The organism is Candidatus Endoriftia persephonae, from assembly GCF_023733635.1.
Taxonomy (GTDB): domain Bacteria; phylum Pseudomonadota; class Gammaproteobacteria; order Chromatiales; family Chromatiaceae; genus Endoriftia; species Endoriftia persephonae.
Genome location: NZ_CP090569.1, coordinates 1,557,697 through 1,575,761, shown reverse-complemented (window position 1 = coordinate 1,575,761; position 18,065 = coordinate 1,557,697). Strand labels below are relative to the sequence as shown.

The following is an 18,065-nucleotide window of genomic DNA, read 5'->3' as shown; positions in this document are numbered from 1 at the left end:
GATAGGACGCCTTCCTAATCCTGCATCCTGCTATTCACTACAGGACAACTACCAATGACCGTAAAGGACATGACCGGGAGCACCGATCTGACCCGGTTCGACAAGGGCACAGGCGCGGTGCGTACCCGCCGCCCCGTCTACCTCGACTTCCTGCCCCCCTGCAATAGTGCCTGCCCCGCCGGGGAAGATATCCAGGGCTGGCTGGCACTGGCTCAGGAGCAGCGCTACGAAGAGGCCTGGCAGCTGCTGATCGAGAACAACCCGATGCCGGCGATCCACGGCCGTGTCTGCTACCACCCCTGCGAGACAGGCTGCAACCGCAACTTCACCGACAGCACCGTGAGCATCCACGCGGTGGAACGCTTCCTCGGTGACATGGCGCTAGAGCAGGGCTGGAAACCGAAGTTCGAGGCGAAGCCCGGCGGCAGCAAGGTGCTGGTGGTCGGCGGCGGGCCTTCCGGTCTCTCCGCCGCCTACCACCTGACCCGCCTCGGTCATCAGGTGGAGATCCGTGAGGCCGGCCCGATCGCCGGCGGTATGATCCACTTCGGTATCCCCGCCTATCGCATGCCGCGGAACGAGCTGGCCGCCGAGATCCGCCGCATCGAGGAGATCGGGGTCAAGATCAGCCTCAACCACCGGGTCAAGGATCTGCTCAAGGAGAAGCAGGAAGGCGGCTTCGATGCAGTCTTCATCGCCGTCGGCGCCCACATCAGCAAGAAGATCGAGATCCCTGCCCGGGATGCCGGCAAGATGCTCGACGCGGTCAGCTTCCTGCGCCAGGCTCACAGCGACAACCCGCCCAAGCTGGGTCGCCGGGTGGCGATCTACGGCGGCGGCAACACCGCCATGGACGCGGCCCGCACCGCCAAGCGCCTGGGCGTCGACGAGGCGATGATTATCTACCGCCGCGACCGCGCCAGCATGCCGGCCCACGACTTCGAGGCCGATGAGGCCCTCGAGGAGGGCGTAAAGATCAAGTGGCTGCGCACCATCAAAGAGATCGACCAGACCACCTTCAAGGTCGAAGTAATGGAGCTGGACGAGAATGGCCGCCCCCAACCCACCGGTGAGGTCGAAGAACTGCAGGCCGACGCCCTGATCCTGGCAGTGGGTCAGGACACCGATACCGGCTTCCTCGACTCAGTGCCAGGCATTGAATTCAACCGCGACGGCACCGTGATCGTTGGCGAGGACATGATGACCGGCGCCCCCGACATCTTCGCCGGCGGCGACATGGTGCCCAGCGAACGCTCGGTGACCATTGCGGTCGGCCACGGCAAAAAGGCGGCCCGCTTCATCGACGGCTACCTGCGTGGCAAGCCCTATCAACCCGCCAGAAAACATCCACTGGTCGATCACGAAAAGCTCCATCTCTGGTACCGCACCAACGCCCCCCAGCGGGAACAGCAACAGCTGCCGCTGGTGGAGCGCATGGACAACTTCGACGAGATCCTGCAGGGGTTGAACGAGGGCGAGGCGCAGTTCGAGGCGCAGCGCTGCCTCTCCTGCGGCAACTGCTTCGAGTGCGACGGCTGCCTCGGCTCCTGTCCAGAAGGCGCCGTGATCAAACTTGGCCCCGGCAAACGCTACCGCTACGACTACTCGCGCTGCACTGGCTGCGCGGTCTGTTACGAGCAGTGCCCCTGCCACGCCATCGAGATGGTGCCGGAGCCCGGCTCAATCTATGAAAAAGTCGGCATGAGCGGAGGCTGAGCCATGAGCGAGAACAACAAAAAATTTGTCACCATCGACGGCAACGAGGCGGTGGTTCACGTCGCCTACCGGGTCAGCGAGGTCTGCTCGATCTACCCAATCACCCCCTCCTCACCGATGGCGGAGTCGGCCGATGTCTGGTCTGCCAAGGGCACCACCAACATCTGGGGCCAAGTGCCCGATGTGTTCGAGATGCAGTCGGAGGGAGGCGCTGCCGGCACCGCCCACGGTGCCCTGCAGGCCGGCGCCATGACCACCACCTTCACCTCCTCCCAGGGGCTGATGTTGATGCTGCCGAACATGTACAAGATCGCCGGCGAGCTCACCTCCACGGTGTTCCATGTGGCGGCCCGCTCGCTGGCGGCCCAGGCGCTGTCGATCTTCGGCGACCACCAGGACGTGATGGCAGCACGCACCACCGGCTTCGCCATGCTCTGCTCCGCCTCGGTGCAGGAGGCCCACGACCTGGCGCTGATCAGCCACGCCGCCACCCTCGAGACCCGGGTACCTTTTATCCACTTCTTTGATGGCTTTCGCACCTCCCACGAAGTGAACAAGATCGAGCTGCTCTCTGACGCGCAGATCCGCGCCATGATCAATGAAGACCTGGTGATCGCCCACCGCCAGCGCGCCCTCAACCCAGACAACCCCTTCATCCGCGGCACTGCACAGAATCCGGATGTCTATTTCCAGGGCCGCGAGAGCGCCAACCCCTACTACGAGCGCATCCCCGGCATCCTGCAGCAGACCATGAACCGCTTCGCCGAGCTCACCGGCCGCCAATACAGCCTCTATGAGTATTTTGGCGATCCACAGGCGGAGCGGGTGGTCATCATCATGGGTTCCGGCATCGAGACGGTGCAGCAGACCGTCGAGCAGCTCAACGCTCAGGATGAACGGCTGGGTGTGCTGCAGGTTCGCCTGTTCCGCCCCTTCCCCGCCGATGATCTGCTGGCGGTGCTGCCCAGCAGCGTAAAGTCGCTCGCGATACTAGACCGCACCAAGGAGATCGGCGCCAACGGCGAACCGCTCTATCAAGAGATCATGACGCTGCTGATGGAGGCCTACACCCAGGGCACGATCAGCAACCTGCCGCGGGTGATCGGTGGCCGCTACGGCCTCTCCTCCAAGGAGTTCACCCCGGCGATGGCCAAGGCGGTGTTCGATGAGCTGGCCAAGGCAGCGCCGAAGAACCACTTCACCATCGGCATCACAGACGATGTGACCCATACCAGCCTTGAGTTCGACCCCAAGTTCAACATCGAGGGCGAGGATGTCACCCGCGCCCTGTTCTTCGGCCTCGGCTCCGATGGTACGGTTGGCGCCAACAAAAACAGCATCAAGATCATCGGCGAGAACACCGAGCTGAACGCCCAAGGCTACTTCGTCTACGACTCGCGCAAGGCGGGCTCAACCACCGTCTCCCACCTGCGCTTTGGCCCGCAGCTGATCAAGGCCCCCTACCTGATTCAGTCGGCTAACTTCATCGCCTGCCACAAGTTCGACTTCGTCTCCAAGGTGGAAGTACTGCGCGAGGCCGCAGAAGGTGCGGTGTTCCTGCTCAACAGCCCCTACAGCCCGGACGAGGTTTGGGAAAAATTACCCAGACCAGTGCAGCAGATCCTAATCGACCGACAGATCGCCCTGTATGTGATCGACGCCTCCACCGTAGCCCGAGAGGCGGGCATGGGGCGGCGCATCAACACCGTGATGCAGACCTGCTTCTTCGCCCTCTCTGGGGTGCTGCCGAGGGACGAGGCGATCGCACAGATCAAACAGGCGATCGAGAAAAGCTACTTCACCAAAGGCAAGGCGGTGATCGAGCAAAACTTCAAGGCGGTAGACGCCGCTCTCGATCATCTGCACAAGGTCGACTACCCCGATCAAGTCAGCAGCCAGCGCGAGCTCGATCCAGTGGTACCGCCCCAGGCCCCTGAGTTCGTACAGGAGGTCACCGCACCGATGCTGCTCGGCCGCGGTGATGAGCTACCGGTGAGCAAACTGCCGGTGGACGGCACCTACCCCAGCGGTACCACCCAGTGGGAGAAGCGCAACATCTCCGACTTCATCCCGGTGTGGGAGCCCGATATCTGCATCCAGTGCGGCAACTGCAGCTTCGTCTGCCCGCACAGCGTAATCCGCTCCAAGTTCTACCATGAGAAGAAGCTGGCGGACGCGCCCGACTCCTTCCCCTCGGCCCGGATCAGCGCCCGCGGCTTTCCCGAGACCCGCTACACCCTGCAGATCTATCTAGAGGACTGCACCGGCTGCGGCCTCTGCGTCGAGGCCTGCCCCGCGTACGACTTCGAAGATAAAACCACCAAAGCGATCAACATGAAGCCGAAAGCGCCGGTGTTCGAGGCGGGCAAGACCAATGTGGGATTCTTCGAGAGCCTGCCGGTCAACGACCGCGCCAAGGTCGACTTCTCCTCGGTGCGCGGCGCGCAGTTTCTGGAGCCGCTGTTCGAGTTCTCCGGCGCCTGCTCCGGCTGCGGCGAGACCCCCTACGTGCGGCTCCTCTCCCAGCTATTTGGCCCTCGCCTGCTGGTGGCCAACGCCACCGGCTGCTCCTCGATCTACGGCGGCAATCTACCCACCACCCCCTGGACCAAAAACAAAGAGGGCCAGGGCCCGGCCTGGTCCAACTCCCTGTTCGAGGACAACGCCGAGTTCGGCCTCGGCATGCGCATCAGCTCCGACCACCACACCACGATGGCTAAGAAGCTGATCAAAGAACTGGCTCCACAGCTGGGTGAGGAGTGCGTCAATGCCCTGCTCAGCACCGACCAGCGGGTCGGTAGTGAGCTGCGCGCCCAGCGCGAGCGAGTCGTCCAGCTGAAACAAAAGCTGAAAAACATCAACGATCCACGAGCAAAAAACCTGCTGTCGCTGGTCGACCATCTAGTGCGCCGCTCGGTCTGGCTGGTAGGCGGCGACGGCTGGGCCTACGACATCGGTTCCGGCGGTCTCGATCATGCACTCGCATCTGGGCGCAACATCAACGTGCTGGTGCTCGATACTGAAGTCTACTCCAACACCGGCGGGCAGATGTCGAAATCGACCCCCACCGCCGCCACGGCCAAGTTCGCCTCAGCGGGCAAGCGCATCGGCAAGAAGGATCTGGCAATGCAGGCTATCTCCTACGGCAACGTCTACGTGGCACGGGTGGCGATGGGCGCCAGTCCCCAGCAGACCCTGCTGGCGATGCGTGAGGCTGAAGAGTACGATGGCCCCTCGCTGATCCTCGCCTACAGCCCTTGTATCGCCCACGGATACGACCTGCGCCAGGGCCTGGAGCAGCAGAAACTGGCGGTGGAGAGCGGCTACTGGCCGCTAATTCGCTACAGTCCGGCGCTGCGCAAGGCGGGCCACCGGCCCTTCGTGCTCGATTCGCCGCGGCCGCGGATCCGCCTCAAGGACTACGCCTACAACGAGATGCGCTATAAGCTGCTGACCCGTACCCACCCGGATGAGGCGGAGCACCTGATCCAGGTGGCACAAGAGTTGGTCGATCTACGATGGGATACTTACGAACACATGGCCGAACAAGAGCCGACCGAGTTCCAGCCGGTCGCCTAATGCAGCGCGCGCTGCGACGGCTCTTCATCCTCTTCGCTCTGCTGCCACTCCCCCTGTTAGCGGGGGAGTGGTCGGGCTATATCGAGGCCCAAGGCCGCTATTTCAGTCAGCACCCGCTGGAACCTGAGCAACGCAGCAGCCTGCTCTCCCTCGCCGCCGAGCCGGAGTTCTACCACGCTTGGGATGACGACCGGCAGAGCCTGGTGTTCCGCCCCTTCTACCGCTGGGACTCAGCCGACAGCGAGCGTAGCCACGGCGACATCCGCGAGCTGCTCTGGACCTACGCCGCAGAAAACTGGGAGCTGCAAGCCGGCATCGGCAAAGTCTTCTGGGGTGTGACCGAGGCACGTCACCTGGTCGACATCATCAACCAGACCGATCTGGTGGAGAACCTGGATGCCGAGCAGAAACTGGGCCAGCCGATGATCCGCTTCTCTAGCGAGCGCGACTGGGGGCTGCTCGATCTGTTTGTGCTGCCCGGCTTTCGTGAACGGACTTTTCCGGGGATCCACGGACGGTTTCGCAGCCAGCCCCGGGTCGATCGTGACCTGACCCGCTACGAATCGGACAAAGAGGATCGCCACATCGACCTAGCGATCCGCTGGGCCCACAGCCTCGGCGACTGGGACATCGGCCTGGCCCACTTCCACGGCACCAGCCGCACCCCAGACCTGGCCCCCGCGAGCAATACCGCTGGCGAAACTGTGCTCGCCCCCTTCTACCCGCTGATCGACCAGACTAGCCTCGATCTGCAGGCCACCAAGGGCGACTGGCTGTGGAAACTGGAGGCGGCCTACCGCAGTGGCCAGGGCGACGCCTACAGCGCCGCCACCGGCGGTTTCGAGTACACCTACGTGGGAGTGCTGCAGAGCGATATGGACCTGGGGGTACTGATGGAGTATCTCTACGACGAACGCGGCGATGCTGCCCCCATCGCCTTTGAAAACGACCTCTTCATTGGCCTGCGCCTCACTGCCAACGACGCGCAGAGCAGCGAACTGCTCACCGGCGTGATCCGCGACCTCGATTCCGGTGCGCTGCTATTCAACCTGGAAGCAAGCCGACGCCTCGGCGACAGCTGGAAGGCCGCGGCGCAGATCCGTATCTGGAGCAACATCCCTGAAGATGATCAGCTCTACGCCTTCAGCCGGGATGACTATGTTGAGCTAAGTTTGGCGCGTTATTTCTAGGAAACAGTGCCCCCTACCTCTTGGCCTACCTACCTCTTGGCCTACCTACCTCTTGGCCTAATGCCGGCTCAGCCGGTATCAGGGGGGGACTCAGCCGCTAGCGGCTATGGATGCAGATCAATTGTTCTCTGACCCGGTTTTTCGTAGTTTCACCAAGGGAGACCAACTCACTGCACAATCGACTATTTATCTTATTGAAGGGATTTGCTTATGACCAAGAAAAGACTGATTGGATATGTATACCTGTCTCTCATGCTCTACTTCCCACTATCGGCCGAGGCGACGGAACTCAAGGCATCTCAAACACTTTCTCTGCATAAATCAGAAGCCAAAGAATCAGCGATCAAAGACGTAGGAAAGGAGACACTGGGTACGCCTCCGACAGTTCGACTAAATATGTGCGGTAAAGGTTTGTGGTTTAACAATAGATGCCAACGCAGGAATTTCTTCGTGGAAATGGTTCCGAAGGGCGAAGCATTTGTTAGCGTTTTCGGATCGCGACTACGGTCTGAAGGCCCGGGTTCAATCGTACTCTTTACAGTGGACAGCGATGCAGTCGCTCGTCAGTACCACATCTCTGCTGAGCGCTCTAGGGAGGCGCCAAGAACAAGCGATATAACTACTAAAGCCAAGGACTCCAGAAGTTTAGAAGTAAAGAACACTGGAGGCAAAGCATCAGACAGCCGAAGCATCAAGAAAAAAACAACTGGTGCTAAAGTTACGCCCCCAATCACTCATGTAGATACACCAATGATTCTACAGGCAGGGGATTTCAAGGGCTTTAAACTACTGAGCAGGGTCACGGAGACCCGAGGCATGCATGGCGGTTGGTCGAACATGTACTATGAGATTGCCACACCCAAGCCTACTGGTGATCTGACCCTATATTACAGCAAGTATCGCCAATATGGACCTTCGCGCTGGAGAGATACGATTTGCCGCAGCGACCAGTATCTCACCAACTCCGGCGAATCAGGCGACAGCGGTTGCCATTCAATAGGAGTCATAGCGAGCAGCAGCGGCCCCAGCATTCGTCAGCAGTGCATGGCCAGTGAAGTTATGGCGGGCGATGCGGTGAAGTGGACGGTAACAACAGGCTGCAATTCAATCGGCGGAGGCATTGTGGCTGCAGCCGCTATAAGAGCCAGCCTACCAATATTTGCTGCTGTCACTATCGAGACAGAGAACCCAATTGCGGGCGGAGTCGCCGGCCTTACCACACTCGCGGGTATCACGTTGGCAGGTGGTTATATTGTCGGCAACGCTTGCAATGTCGCAGGTGCACTTGCCGATGATCTGACGGGCAAGTTGACTGGGTGTGTAACAACTGGGCTTCCTGGGACTGCGGAAGAAATTGCTGACATCTACGATCAACTAGAGCTGCTTAAAAACGCAGCGAATGAATGGTTCACCGAACCCGGCACATGCATGGTCTGCAACGCAACTTCAGTTGAAACAGTCGGCGGTGGATGGAACGAACAAGAAGGCACCATGGAAGTGATTGGTGAAGTGGTTTGCTCAGACTGGAGTTGGTCACATGGTAATGACTCGAACGGTGATTTGTTTTGTGACTAGATGCTGAGCTCCCCAACTTCTCAACCACCCGTGGACTATGTCACAAGTCCACGGGTATTTTTCTACAAACAGGACCTACATTAGATCAAACAGAGTCCATTCAGGAAATTGTTCTCTGACCTGATTTTGTTATCGATTTACACCCTTTGACGATATTGGCGGAAATTGCTCTCTGACCCGATTTCGCGCAAAACATCACCGGCATTTTGCAAGCAGAGCTTCGATCAGTGCGGCCCTTTCCTTTTCAGTATTTTTCTCCTATCCAATAAGAGGAGCCAAAAAATACCATAAGCAATTCAGGAGGCCTGAAAATGTCCAATATCCAAAGCATACTGGGTAACGAGGCTGAAGATCTGCTACAGCACCGCTGTGCTGGTATTCCCAGCGAGCAGTTGCACCTGCCGGGGCCGGACTTCATCGACCGGGTGGTGGCCCAATCTGACCGCAAGCTCGGCGTGTTGCGAAATCTTCAGGCCATGTTCAACCACGGCCGGCTCAACGGTACCGGTTATCTCTCCATTCTGCCAGTGGACCAGGGGGTGGAGCATGCGGGCGGCGCCTCCTTCGCCCCCAATCCGATCTATTTCGACCCGGAGAAGATCATTGAGCTCGCCATCGAAGGGGGCTGCAACGCGGTGGCCTCCACCTTGGGCGTGCTCGGCTCGGTCGGCCGCAAATATGCCCACAAAATCCCCTTCCTGGTGAAGCTCAACCACAACGAGCTGCTCACCTATCCCAACATCTACGACCAAACTCTGTTCGCCAGTGTGGAACAGGCCTTCGACCTCGGGGCAGCGGCGGTGGGCGCCACGGTCTATTTCGGCTCAGCCGAGTCGCGCCGCCAGATCACAGAGATCAGCGAGGCCTTCCAGGCCGCCCACGAACTGGGCATGGTGACCGTACTCTGGGCCTACCTACGCAATCCAGCCTTCAAACACGAGGGTAGCGACTACCATTCGGCGGCGGATCTCACCGGTCAGGCCAATCACCTGGCCGCCACCATCGAGGCGGATATCATCAAGCAAAAACAGGCAACCCTGGATGGCGGCTACACCGCCATCAACTTTGGCAAGACCCACCCCCGGATCTATGAGGAGCTCTCCGGCAGCCACCCCATCGACCGGGTGCGTTACCAGGTTGCCAACTGCTACATGGGGCGTATCGGCATGATCAACTCAGGTGGGCCCTCGGGCAAGGATGATCTACACCAGGCGGTGCGCACTGCGCTAATCAACAAACGGGCTGGCGGCATGGGGCTGATCTCTGGGCGCAAGGCGTTCCAGAAGCCCATGACCGAGGGCGTGGCCCTGCTTAACGCCATCCAGGACGTCTACCTATCGCCGGAGGTAACCATCGCTTGAAACGAGCAAGCTGTCACCACGAAGTCACGAATGGGATAGAAAAAGTTTGTGGTGCCCGCAAGCGCTAGGGCAGAATCAGTGACGCATAACCTCCCAACGCCTGACGCATCGCATCGATGGAAGGTGGGCTGGCCCAGGCCATGTCATCCAGCCCGCCACGACAGGTCAGCCGCATCACGTCAGGCTGTCGGTCTGAGCCAATCCAGAGATGTAGCGCGCGCATGATCATCGGTCTCCCGCTGCCATCCATTCCGGCGGATCTGAGCCCAGCCAACTGTAGTGGCTGCGGATGGTAGACGATCTCTGAGGTTTGTGGCTGAACCCTTACCACCAGGAAGGCTTCAGGCTGGATAGTTCTGTCGGTTTCGCTCAGTTTTTTCAGCTCAAAATTACAGCTTGGATAGTAGCGATCCAGCGCCTTTTTTGTGACCACGACGCCGCGCTGCAGATAGACCCGGGTCTCTCCTCCTGGCACCGTCAATGCGGTTTTCAGCTCGATACTCGATCCCACCGGCGGCGCAGAGTAGACATTCGACGAATCCTGCTTGCCCCCACCCATGGCACATCCGGTGAGAAGCAGAAACGCCCAGAACAGCACGCTGTTTTTCATGCTCACCCCCAGTTTGTATAAAGCTAGCCCAGGACCCGGAAATAGCAGGCCAGATCGGGCAGATCGACCTCGCGAGGCGCGATCTTCACCACCGAGTTTAGTGCAGGCTTGCTCTTCATTCTGACTCGCGCCTCCATCGCCAGTTCCGGGATCAGCACACTGGCCCGCTCCCCCTCAATGGCGACCACCACCCCCTCCCCCTGCCATTTGGGGTGGTCACGCAGATAGACCATGCGCCAGTGGTTGTTGGATTGGCGTTCCGCCTTGCGGATCGACATGCTCCCCAGCTCCGCCTGACTGATGCGTTCCGAGATGGTGTGGATGTCGAGCAGCGGCTCACCTTTGAGATGCGCACGCAGCTGCTGGTGGGTAAGCAGATCGGAGTAGCGCCGCAGCGGACTGGTGGCGCGAGTGTAGCGCTGCAGGCCGAGGCCGCTGTGGGGCTCCGGCTGGGTCTTCACCTGAGTCGGCTTGAACTTGCGCACATAGGCGTACATGGCCGCCAAATCCTGCGGCGAGGCCGGCGTGTCAGGCGGCGCCTGGGTGGCGAAGGGCACAGGGATCTCATTATCGCTACAGTAGATCGCCACCGCCTCCCCCGCCATCAACATCAGGTCGGTGATCATCTCACGGCTCTTCAGTGCCGGCAGCGGGGTGATCGCCACCCCCTCTTCGGTTGCCCGTATCTTCACCTCCGGCAGCTGGATGAAGGCTGCTCCGGCTGCCTTCCGCCGCGCCCGGTAACAGGTCGCCTTCTGCTGCAGCGCCGCCAGCAGCGGCTCCTCCAGACGCTTATCGGCCTCATCATAGGAGAGACGCTCCACCTTCAGGCGGGTGAGTTGCATCTGCACGTCCATCACCTCGCCAGCTTCAGAGAGCAGAAAACCAATCGACAGCGCCGGCGACTCCTGCTGCAGCCCCAACCCCAGCAGATGGGTGATGCCCGGCGGTAGCATCGGCACGATCTGCTCTGGTGAATAGAGGTTAGAACCACGAGAGCGCGCCTCGATATCGATCTCACTCTCCGGCGTCACCAGCGCCGCGGCATCGGCCACATGTACCCAGATGCGCTCATCATCGAGGCTCACCGCGTCGTCCGGATCCTGGTTGCCCGCATCGTCAATGGCATAGGCGGTCAGATGGGTCAGGTCGAGGCGCTGATCCTCAGGCAGCGCCGGCACCGGCTGCTGCGGCGTCTCCATCTGGACACCCATCCGTCTCGGATAGGGGTTTTCATTCTGCGACCAATAACCAGTCTTCACCAGCAGTCGATGGGCATTCAGCGGTGACTCCTGAAAACCCAGCGCCTTGAGGATGCGGCTGTTTTCACGACGCCTCAACGCCAGCGCCTCCACCTCACCCATCGCTTTGTTATCCTCCGGCAGCAGCTGCCCCTGTTCCACCCGTTCGACAAACGCCTCCCAGGCCTGCGCCTCAGCCGCCTTCGCCTGCCGCTGCTCACGCTCCGCATGCACCAGATCCGCCGGACGGGCACGAATCGCGCCGGGCGTGCCCTCAAAATAGAGGCCATCGGTAACCAACTCCCAGGCGGCCCAGGCAGTGGCGGGGGTATAGTCATCAAACACCAGCTCGGAGAACTCGCCGATCTCGACCTCGCTGCCATCCAGCAGCTCCCAGTTCTCCTCGATCTCACCCTGTTGCGGGGTAAGGTCCTTGAGACTGGTCAGCGGGCCAGGGTGCAGCAGTACAACGTCTTTGTCCCTGACCCGCTTGCGCTTGCCGCCCTCCAGCTCGATCTCGATCTTGTCGCTGATCTCAACTACCTTTGCAGGACGGATTTTGTAGAGGACAAGGCTGCCGACAGAGGGTTTACTCATTCAATTCTTCCAGGCCAGAGAGACAAATAACCGCAACGACAGGGAGCCTGCCGTCGTCAGGATGATGGGGTATGATACCGGCTGCGGACAATCAAACCCACAAACCTACGGAGTCAGATGAACAGTCAATGGATAAGATTTATGCGTGAGCGCAGTGCCGCAGCAGACGAGGCAAACAGCGAGCCGCTCACCAAAGCCCCTCAGATTGAGGAGTGCGCACTGAACGATCTCTCGCATTTCGCCCTGATCCAGGTGGAGGGTGAAGACGCAGAGCAGTTTTTGCAGGGTCAGCTGACCAACGATATCCGGGAAGTCACCGAACAGCACAGCCAGCTGGCCGGCTGGTGCACCGCCAAGGGGCGCATGATGGCCTGTTTCCGCGTCTTCCGCCGCGGCGATACGTTTCTGCTGCAGACCCCGACGGGTAATCTCGACGCGCTGGTCAAGCGCTTGCGTATGTACGTATTGCGCGCCAAGGTGAAGATCAACGACCTCACCGAGGATCTGGTACGGATCGGACTCAGCGGTGGCTGTGCGCTCGATCTGCTGGGGGAGCACTTCTCCTCCATCCCCTGGGAAGAGAACGATGTGGTAATGGAGGATGAGGTCACCCTGATCCGCCTACCCGGCAGCCGTCCTCGCTTCGAACTGGTTGGTCCAACGGCGACGATGCGGGAACTCTGGCAGAAGTTTGAATCCCAGGCCGCCATCGCGGACGAATCTTTTTGGGCGCTACAGAAGATCCGGGCTGGCCAGCCCACCATCTTCCCCCAGACCAGCGAGGCATTCGTGCCGCAGATGCTCAATATGCAGCTGGTAGACGGCATCAGTTTCACCAAAGGGTGCTACGTGGGCCAAGAGGTGGTCTCACGCATGCATTATCTTGGCAAGCTGAAACGCCGCATGTATCTTGCCCATCTGGAGAGCGATCAGCCGCCACAGCCTGGCGATGAACTGTTCGCCGAGCAGAGCAGTTCCGGCCAGGGCGCCGGCAAGGTGGTGGATGCCCGCCCCACCAACGACGGCTACGAACTGCTGGCGGTAATCGAGATCGCCAGTGCGGAGAGCGGTCGGGTGCTATTGGGCAAGACGGGACCGGCACTGCAGCTGCGCGAGCTGCCCTACCCGTTCACTGAGGAAGTCGTAACCAAGGAATGAGATGATAGACGAACACGCCTTTCTGACGTCGCTGTTCAAGGCGATTGACAATCACAAACTGACTCTACCGACCCTGCCCGAAGTGGCGTTGCGGGTACGCGACTCGGTCGAGCGCGAGGAGAGCACGGCCAAGTCAATCGCCGATATCGTCGCCACCGATGCGGCCCTCTCCGCACGTCTGCTGCAAGTCGCCAACAGCCCGCTTTACCGTGGCCGGGTAGCGATCGACAATCTGCAGATGGCAGTGGCGCGACTCGGCACGCGCATGGTGCGCAGTCTGGTGGTCAGCCTGATCATGCAGCAGATCTTTCAGCCCACCAGCGAGCAGCTCGACCAGCGCTTTCGCCAGGCCTGGGAGGAGAGTGTTCAGGTGGCGGCCCTGTCCCGGGTGCTCACCTCCAACCTCAAGCACCTGGACCGGGAACAGGCGATGCTCGCCGGCCTGATCCACAATATCGGTACCCTGCCGATCCTCACCATGGCTGAGCACGACGCGAAGCTGATCGACGACCGGGAAGAGCTAGAGCGGCTGATCGAACTGATCAGCGCACCCATTGGGCAGCGTATCCTGCAGTCCTGGGGCTTCCCCGAGTCACTGATCAAGGTGCCGGGCAGCTATCAGGATCTCAGCTATGATGGCGGCGAGCTGGCCAACTATGTCGATGTGGTCCAGGTAGCCCGCCTGCAGACTCTGCAGGGCAGCGACCACCCACTCGCGCAGCTCGACTGGAGCAAGATCCCCTCCTTCGCCAAAGTTGGCATCGACCCCGAGGTCAGCGTAATCGAGATCGAGGGCGTGGCAAAGGATGTGGCCGAGGTCGAGGTGATCTTTCTCGGATGAGCCTGCGCGGATCCGATCAGCATGATTGAGGTAGAAAACCTTAGCAAGCACTATGCCGGCGTGCGTGCTGTGGATGGCATCAGTTTCTCTATCCCCCAAGGCATCTGTTTTGGGCTGCTTGGCGCAAATGGGGCAGGCAAAACCACCACCGTGGAGATGCTTGAGGGGATTAAGAAACCCAGCTCCGGCAGCATCCGCTATCGCGGCGAACCCTTGGGTGAACGGTTCCGCAGCGAAGCCGGCATCATGTTCCAGCACACCGCGCTGCAGGAGTATATCCGGGTCGACGAAGTACTACGGCTATTCAGTCGCTTCTATGAAAAAACCCGGCCGCTGCACGAATTGATCGAGATCTGCGCCCTGCAGGAATTTCTCGATCGCGACACCCACAAGCTCTCCGGCGGACAGAAACAGCGTCTGTTACTTGCCATCGCCCTGATCAACAATCCCCAGGTGGTGTTCCTCGACGAACCAACCACCGGCCTCGATCCGCAATCCCGGCGCAATCTGTGGCAGCAGGTGGAACGCATCAAGGCGGAGAACAAGACCCTGGTGCTGACCACCCACTACATGGAAGAGGCCTATGAACTGTGTGATGAGATTGTGATCATGGATCACGGCAAAATCATCAGTCAGGGCTCGCCGCGGGCACTGCTCGATCACCACTACGACAATACCATCCTGACCCTGCCCCTCGACGCGCTGCCCGACGATTTTCCCCTGCAGAACGGTGAGACACGTCACCCGGTTGGGGATCGTCTGGAGATCCTCTCACAGGATCCTGACCGCACCATCCGGCGTCTGGTCGAATCAAGTATCTCACTCAGACAACTACAGGTCCGCTCCCCCACCCTGGAGGATCTGTTTCTCGAACTGACCGGCCACCACCTCAGGTCCTGACATGTCGCCACGCCGCTTGTTTGCCATCTTTGTCGCCCGCAACAATGAGTTTCTGCGCGATCGCACCGCCATGGCCTGGAACATCCTGCTGCCGGTCTTCATCGTGATCGGCTTTGCCTTTGCCTTCACCAGCGGCGACCAACACCTCTTCAAGGTCGGGGTGTTTGGTGATGACAGCGGGGAGCCGGCGCTTGAGCGTTTTCTGCAGACCCGCCACATCCAGTTCATTGCGCTGCAATCCCTGGAGCCCGCGATCAGCAAGGTCGATCGCCATCAACTCGACATGCTGCTCGATCTGCAGGACGCGCAATACTGGATCAACAGCAACTCCGCCAACGGCTATGTGCTCGAACGGCTGTTGGGCGACAGCCCGCTGCAGCGCCAGGCGGTGAGCGGTGAGGAGATCCGCTACGTCGACTGGGTGGTGCCCGGGGTGCTGGGCATGAATGTGATGTTCAGCTCATTGTTCGGGGTCGGCTTCGTGATCGTGCGCTACCGCAAGAACGGGGTGCTGAAGCGGCTCCACGCCACTCCCCTAACCGCCTTCGAGTTCCTCACTGCCCAAGTCGCCTCGCGCCTGCTGATGATCCTGCTGGTCACCTCGCTGGTCTACACCGGCACCAATCTGCTGGTGGGCTTCAGAATGCACGGTGCCTACTGGCTGCTGTTTCTGATCCTCACCGCCGGCACCCTGAGCATGATCAGCGTCGGACTGCTGGTGGCCGCCCGCTTCAGCAGTGAGGAGGCGGCAAACGGCATCCTCAACCTGATCAGCTGGCCGATGATGTTGCTCTCCGGGGTCTGGTTTTCGCTCGAGGGTTCCAACCCGCTGGTGCAGCAGTTCGCGCTGCTGCTGCCGCTAACCCACATGCTGGATGCAGCCCGCGCAGTGATGATCGACGGCGCCGGCCTTCAGGATGTGTTGACAGAACTTGTCACTCTGTTCGGATTCAGTGCGCTGTTTCTCGCCATCGGGGCGCGCAGCTTTCGTTGGGAGTAACACCCGACAGATGCCCCTCCAACCTCCTCCCACACAAAATATGCGGGCGCAAAAAAACCGGGGACAGTAGCCTGTCCCCGGTTTTTTATTGCGATCCCACCGGGGCTGAACCCCGGATCAGATCACCATCTGCCTACTTGTTGCGCTCCTGCACTTCCTTGATAACCGCCTCTGCCACGTTGGCAGGGCACGGCGCGTAGTGGGAGAACTCCATGGAGAACTGGCCACGACCAGAGGTCATGGTACGCAGGTCACCAATGTAGCCGAACATCTCACTCAGCGGTGCATCGGCCTTGACGCGCACGCCGGTGGCACCGGCTTCTTGGGACTTGATCATGCCACGGCGACGGTTCAGATCGCCGATCACATCACCTACGTGGTCATCGGGGGTGAACACATCGACCTTCATGATCGGCTCCAGCAGCTGCGGCCCCGCCTTCGGGATCGACTGACGATAGGCCGCCTTGGCGGCAATCTCGTAGGCAACCGCCGATGAGTCCACGGCGTGGAAGCCACCGTCCATCAAGGTGATCTTGACATCGAGCAGTGGAAAACCAGCCAGGGTGCCCGACTCCATGCTCAGCGCAAAGCCCTTCTCTACCGCCGGCCAGAATTCACGAGGTACATTACCACCGGTCACCTTGGATTCGAACTCGAAGCCGCTGTTCTGCTCGCCCGGCTCGATGATGTAGTCGATCTTGGCGAACTGACCCGAACCACCAGTCTGCTTTTTGTGGGTGTAGCTATCTTCGATGCGCTTGGTGATGGTCTCGCGGTAGGCCACCTGGGGCTTGCCGACGTTGACCTCGACACCATGGGTACGCTTGAGGATGTCGACCTTGATGTCGAGATGCAGCTCGCCCATGCCCTTGATGATGGTCTCGCCGGACTCTTCGTCGGTCTCGACACGGAACGAGGGATCCTCCTGGATCATCTTGGAGATCGCGATACCCATCTTCTCGGCAGCGCCCTTGTCCTTGGGTGCGATGGCGATGGAGATCACGGGATCGGGGAATACCATCGGCTCCAGGGTAGCGGGCTTCTTCGGGTCACACAGAGTGTGGCCAGTCTGGGTATTTTTCAGACCGATCAGGGCGACGATGTCACCGGCCCGGGCGGAGTCGAGCTCTTCACGGGAGTCGGCATGCATCTCTACGATACGCCCGATGCGCTCGGTCTTGCCGGTGAAGGTGTTGAGCACAGTGTCGCCTTTGTTCAGCACACCGGAGTAGATACGGGTGAAGGTCAAGGCACCGAAGCGGTCGTCCATGATCTTGAAGGCCAGGGCGCGCAGCGGCCTACTTTCATCAACAATGGCGAACTCTCCGGTCTCGTTACCTTCCAGGTCCACCTCGGGCTGGGGCTTGACCTCGGTCGGGTTGGGCAGGTAATCAACGACGGCATTCAGCACCAACTGCACGCCCTTGTTCTTGAACGCGGAACCACAGTAGGTGGGGAAGAAGTCGAGTGCGATGGTGCCCTTGCGAATGCAGGCATGGATGGTATCGAGGTCAGGCTCTTCGCCCTCCAGATATTTCTCCATTGCATCGTCGTCCTGCTCGACGGCCTTTTCGATCAACTTCTCACGCCACTCTTCGACAGCGTCGGTCATATCGGCAGGCACGTCCTGGATCTCGTACTTCTCGGGATCCCCGGAGTCATCCCAGACCCAAGCCTTGCGGGTCAGCAGATCGACCACGCCGATAAAGTTCTCTTCGACACCAATCGGCAGCACCATCACCAGCGGGTTGGCGGCCAGCACATTCTCGACCTGATCCACTACCCGGTAGAAGTCGGCGCCAAGGCGATCCAGCTTGTTGACGAAGATGATACGCGCCACTTCGGACTCATTGGCGTAGCGCCAGTTGGTCTCGGACTGGGGCTCAACACCACCGGAACCGCAGAACACGCCCACACCGCCATCGAGCACCTTCAGGGAACGGTAGACTTCGATGGTGAAGTCCACATGTCCGGGGGTGTCGATGATGTTCATGCGGTGGCCGTTCCACTCACAGGAGGTAGCAGCCGACTGGATGGTGATACCGCGCTCGCGCTCCTGGTCCATGAAGTCGGTGGTGGCTTCGCCCTCATGCACCTCGCCGGTCTTATGGATCTTGCCGGTGAGCTTGAGAATTCGCTCGGTGGTGGTGGTCTTGCCCGCATCCACGTGGGCAAAGATGCCGATGTTCCGGTATTTAGTAAGGTCTGTCATTTCTGCTCTCTAGTTAAACCCAAATAAAGTTGCTGGAGACCACCCTCGAGCGTTACTCAGCGGGATCCAACGCTTCCTTCCGTAA

12 protein-coding genes are annotated in these 18,065 nt (G+C 60.1%); 9 read left to right on the top strand and 3 right to left on the bottom strand.

Features of this window, described 5'->3' with window-relative positions:
• The first annotated feature begins 54 nt into the window (after nucleotides 1-54).
• The 5 genes from L0Y14_RS07115 (at nucleotide 55) to L0Y14_RS07095 (ending at nucleotide 9,421) form a co-directional block, all read left to right on the top strand.
• On the top strand, nucleotides 55-1,716 hold the full coding sequence (locus L0Y14_RS07115; RefSeq protein ID WP_006474694.1) for an NAD(P)-binding protein: 1,662 nt from the start codon (nucleotides 55-57) through the stop codon (nucleotides 1,714-1,716).
• A gap of 3 nt (nucleotides 1,717-1,719) precedes the next feature.
• Nucleotides 1,720-5,295: a pyruvate:ferredoxin (flavodoxin) oxidoreductase gene (nifJ, locus tag L0Y14_RS07110; RefSeq protein WP_005964713.1), complete on the top strand. Its 3,576-nt coding sequence runs from the start codon at nucleotides 1,720-1,722 to the stop codon at nucleotides 5,293-5,295.
• On the top strand, nucleotides 5,295-6,485 hold the full coding sequence (locus L0Y14_RS07105) for a hypothetical protein (protein WP_006474695.1): 1,191 nt from the start codon (nucleotides 5,295-5,297) through the stop codon (nucleotides 6,483-6,485). Before nifJ ends, L0Y14_RS07105 begins: the two co-directional genes overlap by 1 nt.
• 210 nt (nucleotides 6,486-6,695) lie before the next feature.
• Nucleotides 6,696-8,060, top strand: coding sequence for a hypothetical protein (locus L0Y14_RS07100; protein ID WP_251859289.1), 1,365 nt, complete (start codon nucleotides 6,696-6,698; stop codon nucleotides 8,058-8,060).
• Nucleotides 8,061-8,371: 311 nt separating this feature from the next.
• On the top strand, nucleotides 8,372-9,421 hold the full coding sequence (locus L0Y14_RS07095; protein WP_006474696.1) for a class I fructose-bisphosphate aldolase: 1,050 nt from the start codon (nucleotides 8,372-8,374) through the stop codon (nucleotides 9,419-9,421).
• Nucleotides 9,422-9,485: 64 nt separating this feature from the next.
• Here L0Y14_RS07095 and L0Y14_RS07090 read toward each other — a convergent pair whose 3' ends face one another.
• On the bottom strand, nucleotides 9,486-10,031 hold the full coding sequence (locus tag L0Y14_RS07090) for a hypothetical protein (protein WP_240991640.1): 546 nt from the start codon (nucleotides 10,029-10,031) through the stop codon (nucleotides 9,486-9,488).
• A gap of 23 nt (nucleotides 10,032-10,054) precedes the next feature.
• Complete coding sequence (locus L0Y14_RS07085; RefSeq protein WP_251859288.1) at nucleotides 10,055-11,869, bottom strand: RNB domain-containing ribonuclease; 1,815 nt, start codon at nucleotides 11,867-11,869, stop codon at nucleotides 10,055-10,057.
• A gap of 141 nt (nucleotides 11,870-12,010) precedes the next feature.
• Here L0Y14_RS07085 and ygfZ point away from each other — a divergent pair, with 141 nt between their 5' ends.
• From ygfZ to L0Y14_RS07065, 4 genes are read left to right on the top strand one after another with little or no spacing between them, the layout of a single operon-like run.
• The gene (gene ygfZ, locus L0Y14_RS07080; protein ID WP_006474706.1) at nucleotides 12,011-13,027 is read left to right on the top strand and encodes a CAF17-like 4Fe-4S cluster assembly/insertion protein YgfZ; all 1,017 of its coding nucleotides are present in this window, start codon (nucleotides 12,011-12,013) and stop codon (nucleotides 13,025-13,027) included.
• A gap of 1 nt (nucleotide 13,028) precedes the next feature.
• Nucleotides 13,029-13,868, top strand: a complete 840-nt coding sequence (locus L0Y14_RS07075; RefSeq protein ID WP_005965292.1) for an HDOD domain-containing protein — start codon at nucleotides 13,029-13,031, stop codon at nucleotides 13,866-13,868.
• Nucleotides 13,869-13,889: 21 nt separating this feature from the next.
• Nucleotides 13,890-14,768, top strand: coding sequence for an ABC transporter ATP-binding protein (locus tag L0Y14_RS07070; protein ID WP_006474707.1), 879 nt, complete (start codon nucleotides 13,890-13,892; stop codon nucleotides 14,766-14,768).
• A 1-nt stretch (nucleotide 14,769) separates the two neighbouring features.
• Nucleotides 14,770-15,768 carry an ABC transporter permease gene (locus L0Y14_RS07065; protein ID WP_005965296.1) on the top strand — a complete coding sequence of 333 codons (999 nt, stop codon included), beginning with the start codon at nucleotides 14,770-14,772 and terminating at the stop codon, nucleotides 15,766-15,768.
• A 133-nt stretch (nucleotides 15,769-15,901) separates the two neighbouring features.
• Here the strand turns inward: L0Y14_RS07065 and fusA are convergent, their stop codons facing one another.
• Nucleotides 15,902-17,980: an elongation factor G gene (gene fusA / locus L0Y14_RS07060; RefSeq protein WP_005965298.1), complete on the bottom strand. Its 2,079-nt coding sequence runs from the start codon at nucleotides 17,978-17,980 to the stop codon at nucleotides 15,902-15,904.
• Nucleotides 17,981-18,065 lie beyond the last annotated feature (85 nt).